Source organism: Armatimonadota bacterium (assembly GCA_020354555.1).
GTDB lineage: Bacteria > Armatimonadota > Hebobacteria.
In genome coordinates this window covers 1,459,886-1,467,123 of sequence record CP070648.1, presented here as the reverse complement: position 1 = coordinate 1,467,123, position 7,238 = coordinate 1,459,886, and the positions used below count along the sequence as shown (strand labels likewise).

7 protein-coding genes are annotated in these 7,238 nt (G+C 66.0%); 1 reads left to right on the top strand and 6 read right to left on the bottom strand.

Annotation, left to right across the window (positions count from 1 at the left end):
• The 6 genes from JSV65_05930 to JSV65_05905 all read right to left on the bottom strand — a co-directional run.
• The coding region (locus JSV65_05930; protein ID UCH35891.1) for a hypothetical protein at positions 1–488 on the bottom strand (488 nt) is incomplete at its 3' end.
• A gap of 348 nt (positions 489–836) precedes the next feature.
• On the bottom strand, positions 837–1,028 hold the full coding sequence (locus JSV65_05925) for a hypothetical protein (GenBank protein UCH35890.1): 192 nt from the start codon (positions 1,026–1,028) through the stop codon (positions 837–839).
• A gap of 26 nt (positions 1,029–1,054) precedes the next feature.
• Positions 1,055–1,561 (bottom strand): hypothetical protein, encoded by a 507-nt coding sequence (locus JSV65_05920; protein ID UCH35889.1) that lies wholly within the window; start codon positions 1,559–1,561, stop codon positions 1,055–1,057.
• Between the two features lie 87 nt (positions 1,562–1,648).
• Positions 1,649–2,980: a DegT/DnrJ/EryC1/StrS family aminotransferase gene (locus JSV65_05915; protein UCH35888.1), complete on the bottom strand. Its 1,332-nt coding sequence runs from the start codon at positions 2,978–2,980 to the stop codon at positions 1,649–1,651.
• A 37-nt stretch (positions 2,981–3,017) separates the two neighbouring features.
• Positions 3,018–4,640 carry a hypothetical protein gene (locus JSV65_05910; protein UCH35887.1) on the bottom strand — a complete coding sequence of 541 codons (1,623 nt, stop codon included), beginning with the start codon at positions 4,638–4,640 and terminating at the stop codon, positions 3,018–3,020.
• A 58-nt stretch (positions 4,641–4,698) separates the two neighbouring features.
• Positions 4,699–5,751 carry a hypothetical protein gene (locus JSV65_05905; protein ID UCH35886.1) on the bottom strand — a complete coding sequence of 351 codons (1,053 nt, stop codon included), beginning with the start codon at positions 5,749–5,751 and terminating at the stop codon, positions 4,699–4,701.
• A gap of 536 nt (positions 5,752–6,287) precedes the next feature.
• On the opposite strand from JSV65_05905, the gene JSV65_05900 reads away from it, so the two are divergent.
• Positions 6,288–7,238: hypothetical protein (locus JSV65_05900; GenBank protein ID UCH35885.1), on the top strand; the 951-nt coding region annotated here is incomplete at its 3' end.

Here is a 7,238-nt window from a genome sequence, read left to right as displayed (position 1 = left end):
GGAGCGGAAGGCTGGCGCGCGGGCTGCGGGGGTGAAGGCATCGCGGGCACCGTCGGCTCCGCCGGCGAAGCCGGCACAGCGGCTTCGGCTTGATTCGGGCTCAGCAGCCACGCGGGAACGGCGATCTCCGTTGGCTCGACTGCGGCCTGTGGCGGCGTTTCCGCCGCCGCCTCCGCAGGCTCGGTCGCTGCCTCGAGCGGGATTTCCTCTCCAAGAGCTGGGGCTTCTGCGGCCGGCGCCACCGGTTGGCCGGGGGTCATGTACGGAACGGAGGCCGCCAGGGCCTGCGGGACGGACACCGACGCAGCACCGGTTGGCGGCGTTGCTTCCGCCGCGACGGCGCCGCGATCACCGGCAGGAGGCGCAGGGGTGGTTGCCCGCTGCACCCGCGGCCTCGGCATCGTGCGCCGCGGACCCGACAGCGCGTTGACCACCACGAGAATCAAGATGCCGATCGCAACCGCGGCGAACGCGCCGGCTCCGATCAAGCGATACGGCCCCCGACGCTCTTCGGACGGGGCCCCGGACTCCAGCTCCGGCTCCGCCTCCGACTTGGGTTGTGCTTGGGCCCGCGTCTGTCCGGCTCCGCACCTCGGGCACGTCGTCTCCCCCGTCTCAAGCAGGTAACCGCACTCCGAACACGCAGCCATCGTCATCCCCCTTTCGGCCCCGGTCGAGCCTAGCTTCGCCGTCCCACAGTCGAGCCCTGCTTCACCGTTCGGCCTTCAACGGAATCAGCACCGCCGTGGCCTGGCGGCCAAGGCTTATGCCCTGCACCGAAGCGATGAGCAACAGATCAGCCACCGGCCTCGCAGGCACGCTGATCGGGTTGGGCGTTACGGGCGCAGAAAGAAGTCGTCGACCTGCTTCGATTTCTCCGTCGGCTCCGTCTGCACCGCCGTCGTCTGGCCTGTGGCCGTCACGCGCGCCCGGTGCACCGCAGGCGCCAGCATGGCCACCAGGATGCCGAGAATCGCCAGGATGACCAGGATCTCAACAACTGTGAGTTGCGGCTTCTTGCGAGGCATGCGCATAACCCTTGATCGCCGTCCTGTTATCCCTCGGACTGGCGTTTTCTCTCGCGCGGCTTCGTGAATCCGGCGATCAGGAGCACAGTGCCGAACACGATGCTTATGACCGCCTCGGTCACCGCTATGCCGCGAAACGGTGACGGTGACCAGACTGCAGGGACATAAGCCAAGGCCATTCCGACGAATGCCCCGCCGACCCACACGGCGAATCCCCGCAGAAACCCCATCGGCGGGAAGCACGAGCGCACGATCAGCGCCACGCCCGAGACGAACTGCATGAAGTTGGTTGGGGAATCGGCGGCGAACGAGAACAGGATCATCAGGCCGCCAATGATCAGCCCGGTGACACTGACTCGTTGGCGCCGCTCGCCGCTCCCGTGCACCGTCGCATCGGACGCCGGCGCGGGGACTGTGCCGGGCACAAGGGCTCCGTGGCAGTCCGAGCACTCGGTCGCCGCCGCGCGGTACTCCCGCTTGCACTGCGGGCAGTGCAGAGTGTTCGAGGTCTCGACGCAATCGCCTTCAGACATAAGGCAGGCTCCTCCTCTCCACGCGCCATCGAGTACTCCCGTCGTCAGTCCGCTTGCCCGCCGGGCGCGCTCCGTTCCCTCCGACCGTCACGTGTGCCGGAAGAAATGCCAGCCACCCAGGTCCGACGGATCCCCCGGGTCTGCCGCGAGCAACGCCGCGTAGTTCGCCGCCGCCTTGCGGAACGCGTTCGCGTGCTCCTCGATGATTCGGGAGCGGTAATGCTTGAACCACGGAATGCTGAACGTCCGCCGCCCGATGCTCTCGGTCACCGGCAGGCTTCCCGGCGGCTGGCGCAGGTCGCGCTCGGAGTGCGCGATTCGCGTCGGCTTGCCATGGCCGTACACGTCGCAGGTGTTGAATAGGGGATGCAGGTGCAGCGGGATGTTGCACCCCGGCGAGCAGCCGCAGCCCTCCGCTCGCACCGCCTCGGTGAACCGCGTTATCGAAAGCCCCTCCAGTTCCTGCGGCCGGTACAGCCCGCGCGCCGCGTACCACCCGCCCATCGTCGAACGGGAGTCCTTGGGCGGACGATGCGCACGGATCCCGGGCACGCCGTCGAGCACATCCCAGAAGTGATTCATCGCCTTCTGAATCTCCGCGCAGCGCTCGTCATAGTGCTTGAGTTGCACGCGGCCCACCGCTGAGCTGAGCTGATGCACGCGGTACTTGTACCCGCCCAGCGGCAGCTCCATGAACTGCCGCAGTTCCTCGGTCCTGATGTCGCCCCGGAAGCGTTCGTAGAACCCGAAGGCGATCGCGCGCTCGTGGATCTCCAGGTCGTTGGTGACCATGATCCCCGCCTCGCCGGTCGCCAGCGATTTCCCGCTCATCAGCGACATCGCGGACACATCACCGAAGGTGCCGACTTTCCGGCCTTTGTACAACGCGCCTTGCGCGTGCGACACGTCCTCGATCACCTTCACACCGTGCCGCCGCGCGATGTCCATGATCGGATCCATATCCGCCGGATGGCCGACGTAATGCACGACCATGATCGCTTTGGTGCGCTCGGTGATCCGATGCTCGATATCGTTGGGGTCAATGCCCAGCGTGTCCGGGTCAACTTCGGCGAACACGACCGTCGCGCCCAGGGAGAAGCACGGTGCCGCCGACGCCCAGTAGGTCAGGCTCGGGCAGATGATCTCATCCCCGACGCCGATCTTGCAGCCGAACATCGCGCCGTGCAGCGCGGACGTGCCGTTGTTGAAGCCGAGGGCGTATGTCATCCCCTGCCATTCAGCGAACTCCCGCTCGAACTGCTCCGTGACATCTGCCCCGGACATCGCCCCACGGCGGAGCACGTCGAGCACCGCATCCTCGTCCTCACTTGTGATGATCGGCCAGGTGAAGATATCCCCCGGATCGGTCTGCACCGCCCGCGGGCCGCCGAACAACGCGAGTTGTGAATCGCTGCTCATACCCGTGGTCTCCTGCCAGGATCTGGCGCCCATCGCCTCAATCAACCTCAGCTAACACATCCGCCAGCACCGCCGAGGGCTTCCACACGCCGCCCAGCGTTGTCTCCGCCATCGCGTGCACCGCGAGCAGATTGCGCTCGCCCGGATGCATCGCGTCCGTCACCTCGACTATGAACGGCAGCCGCCAACCGCTGGGCACCGTCGGCCGCCGCTCGTGCACGAGTGCGCCATTCACATAGATGTCGCCGTATTCGTCGAGCGCGCCGACGATGAGATACAGCCGCTTCCCTGCCGCGCTCGCCGGGACGTCGAACCACACGCGCCCCCAGCCGTTGCCGATCATGTCCTGGTATGCCTCTTGGTTGCACCACTGGCTGTCGGTGCGCACGGTCTCCCACGATGAATCGTCGTAGTCCAGCTTGTGCCACCCCTCCGCCGCGCCGTGCCCCTCGTCGTCCTTGCGGAACGTCCATTCCAGGGGAACGTACGTCACGAGCAACTCGGCGGGCGCCTGATGCCGTGCGACGAGCCCGGCAAGACGCAGCCGCCACGGCTCCTGCTGCACCTCCCGAATCGCCTCCTCGTATCCCGGCGGCACGTCCTTTCCCGTCCACCAGTTCAGCGCCTCGGTGTACACCCACACGTAGCGGTCGGCGACATCCACCGCGTTGGTCAGGTTCTCCTTGAACTCCTCGGGCGTGTAATAATTCCGCGACGGATCGTCCACATGCCAGCCCCAGCCGGCGTCGCGCCAGGCGCGGTCCGGATACAGCCCGAAGCCCGCGAGGACTTGCGTCTGGTACTTGTCCCAATTCTCGGGCGAAATCACCGCGAGCACCTGCTGCTTCATCCGGCGGTATGCCTCGAGAAACGCGACGCGCTCCTCCATGTAATAGCCCGGTTCGCAGCCGTCAACGATCAGCGCGTCGTCGGGGAGAGCATCGAGCATCCCGTCAATGAAGAACGGCAATAGGCCATAGCCCTCCGTTGCCAACTCCTCGACGGGATCGGCTTGCGCCAGCGCCCCGCCCACGATACTCCCGCCGAAGAGCATGAGGATCGTGATGTCGGGGTACTCCGACGCGATGGCGCGCATGAACTCCGCGCCGCGCTTGCGCGCCTGCGCGCGATACTGGTCGAAGGTGTACTCGCCGGCGCGCGGCTGCTCCTCGTAAGCCCACGGAGTGTGTTCGCCGTACGGCTCCGGGTCGAAGCAGATGCCTTTCACCCCGCCCTCTCTCGCGACCCAGGCGAGGATCCCGATGTTGTTGCATACCGCGCGCCAGTCGTCGTCGCTGAACCAATCCGGCGTCCCCGGCGTCGTCCACATCAAGATGAAGTTGTCCGTGAACGTGCGGAAGTCCGTGGCGCGCAAATCCTCCGCGCACTGGGCAAACCAATCGCGCTGCCACGCCTCCCGGCGAAATACGGTGTAGCCGTCCACCTTATCGCCGTCGCGCGTGCCGTACATCCGCAGCACGACGCCGTTGAACGGCAGGCGCTCCATGTCGCGCACATGCTCGCGCAGGTACGCGGTGTCCGGGACGTCCCACCCGAACTCGACGATCTTCTTCTCAATCGGCGCCGCCCACGCACAGGCGGCGAGCGCGACACCGCCCAACATCGCCCCGAATAGACGTCGTCCTTGGACTGATATCATGCCTTCACCTCCGAGACGGAGCTATCTGCCGCACCGAGCGGACGCCCATGCCAACGCTTCACGGTTTGCTTGCGAGCACAGGCTGCGGCAGTTCGCATTGGAGAATTAGCCGTTCGCCGCCGGTGACCTCCACAATCCGCTCCACGGGGCCTGATCCCGTCGGCGTGACGTACAGGATTTGATCGGATCGCAGGCGGTCGAAATACAGCCCCACATCCTCAGTCGCGCGGTCGTTCAACTGTACCGAGCGCACTTCTCGCATCTCCCGCCACGCCGGTATGTGATGCGCGTGCGCGCCGCAGAGGTGGATCATCCCGCCGTGTGGCCACGCGGCAAGAATCGCGCCGTCCAGCGGCGCGAAGAACTCCTGGTAGTGCTCTCGCGACACCAATTGCGTCGCGCACCCGTCAATCTGCCCGAAGCCGCCGGGCGCGTAGCGCGTCGCCGCGACGGAGTTGCGCCGAATCTCGTCCGGGATGATTGCCGCAAACGCGCGCACGCACTCGCCGATCACATCCGAAATGACCCCAAGCGCTTGCCGTGCCGCCGCGGGGCGCTCGACCAGCGCCTCCAGCACGCGCTGCCCGAAGAGGTTGATCCCAATATTGATGGGACAACTGAAAACAGGGGTCGCGATGCATAGGCGGCCTCGCGATACCGCCACTGCGCGCCGCGCCAGCTCGAGCGACCGGTGCAGCACGCCGCAGCGCGCGAGATCGGGCATCGAGAGTTCCGCTGGGTCGCAATCCAACTCGTCCGCCCATGCCTGCCCCTCGCGGAAGTACGTCCGCGCCCCGAACAGCGCATCAATGAAGTGGACCCCGATGGGATCCACTTCGATCACGAGCGGCCTGAACGTGACCGGATCCGCGGCCTCCTCCGCATGCGCGGCCATGTCGGACAGCACATCATCGAGCCATGCGTCCGGTTCTCTCAGCATGTCGAGGTCGTTGTTCCCGGACAGCCCGTGCGACCGCCCGAACGTCCGGCCCGCGATGGCGATGACCTCGCGCGGCGGGCGCCCTGCGTACAGTGCATCAACGCGCCCACGGTGATATGCCTGCGCGCCTTCGATCTGCGACGTCAGCCAACGCAAGTCTCGACCACTCATCCGCCTGTCCCGACGCGTGTCCAGCGGAGCCCGCCGGTCGCGGTGTCCGGATCCCCCGCTGTTGCCAGATCATACTAGTCGCACAGCGCGCACGGGTCAACTCGACCCGCAGCGCTTCCGCCAGCGAGGCATCCCGTCGGGATGGCGCCGAACCGGCCCTCCCAGAGCCACTCGGCGCTTGCTCCCGCGACTACCCACCTGATGGCCGTCGCTGTTTCGGCCCTAGAGCGGCGAGTCTGCGCAGAATACCAACCCTCGGGCGTGACACGTGCCTCGCATCGGCCACGCAAGCGCCTGGAGCCCCAGGCCTCGCCGCGCACCCACTTGTGACAGGAAGGCTACAAAAGACCCGGGAAGCAAGAGGAGCGACATAGGGAAGTATTGAACTATCTCGCCAAAACCAGTCTTCGGCTCGGAGCGCCCGCTGGGGAGGGGCGCCGGGCTGTTGATGTGCCTCGGGGCTAGACAAGCTCAGCGCACGGCCCTGTCTCTGGCGGCGGGTGTTACCGACCGTGACGCCACAAGGAGGCAGGGCTATGATACGGGTCTTCTTTCCCCTGATCTATTCTGTCATTGCCGTCGCGCTGATCGCTGGGCTCGCGCCGCCGGTGTGGGCGGGTACGGAGCGCGCGATCTGCGTGATCCCGGACAGTCAGCATTATGCGGACATCCACGGCAGCCGCATCGTGTGGCAGGACGACCGCAACGGCAACGACGACATTTACCTGAAGGACCTGCACACCGGACTCGAGAGTCCAATCTGCACCGATACGGCCACCCAGAACTACCCGGCGATCCACGGCGACCGCGTCGTGTGGCAGGACGACCGCAACGGGAGTAGCAACTGGGATATCTACATGTACGACCTTGCGACCGCCACCGAGACCGCGATTTGCACCGCCACGGGCAACCAATATGGGCCCGGGATCTTCGGCGACCGCATCGTGTGGATGGACTATCGCAGCGGCGACTGGGACATCTACATGTACGACCTGGCGACCTCGACGGAGACCGCGATCTGCACCGCCACGAACCAGCAGAGCGACCTCGCGATCCACGGGGACCGCATCGTGTGGACGGACTACCGCACTGCTGGCAGCACCAGTTCCGACATCTACATGTACGACCTCGCGACCTCGACCGAGACGGCGATCTGCACGAACACGGCAGCTCAGGAGAATCCTGATCTCTGGGGTGATCGGATCGTGTGGGAAGACAACCGTGGCGGCGATGACGACATCTACATGTACGACCTGGCGACGAGCACGGAGACAGCGATATGCACCGCCACGAGCGATCAGGAGTACCCGGCGATCTGGGGGGAGCACATCGTGTGGCGCGACATGCGCGGCGGCGTCAGCACCGACATCTACATGTATGACGTACTGACGAGCACCGAGACGGCGATTTGCACCGCGGCGGACGCGCAGCAGTTCCCTGCGATCCACGGCGACCGCATCGTGTGGGATGACGCGCGCGACTACGCT

Coding starts and splice junctions, on each gene's coding strand:
- JSV65_05910 (UCH35887.1), bottom strand. CDS start 4,640: ATGATATCAGTCCAAGGACGACGTCTATTCGGGGCGATGTTGGGCGGT.
- JSV65_05905 (UCH35886.1), bottom strand. CDS start 5,751: ATGAGTGGTCGAGACTTGCGTTGGCTGACGTCGCAGATCGAAGGCGCG.
- JSV65_05925 (UCH35890.1), bottom strand. CDS start 1,028: ATGCCTCGCAAGAAGCCGCAACTCACAGTTGTTGAGATCCTGGTCATC.
- JSV65_05915 (UCH35888.1), bottom strand. CDS start 2,980: ATGAGCAGCGATTCACAACTCGCGTTGTTCGGCGGCCCGCGGGCGGTG.
- JSV65_05920 (UCH35889.1), bottom strand. CDS start 1,561: ATGTCTGAAGGCGATTGCGTCGAGACCTCGAACACTCTGCACTGCCCG.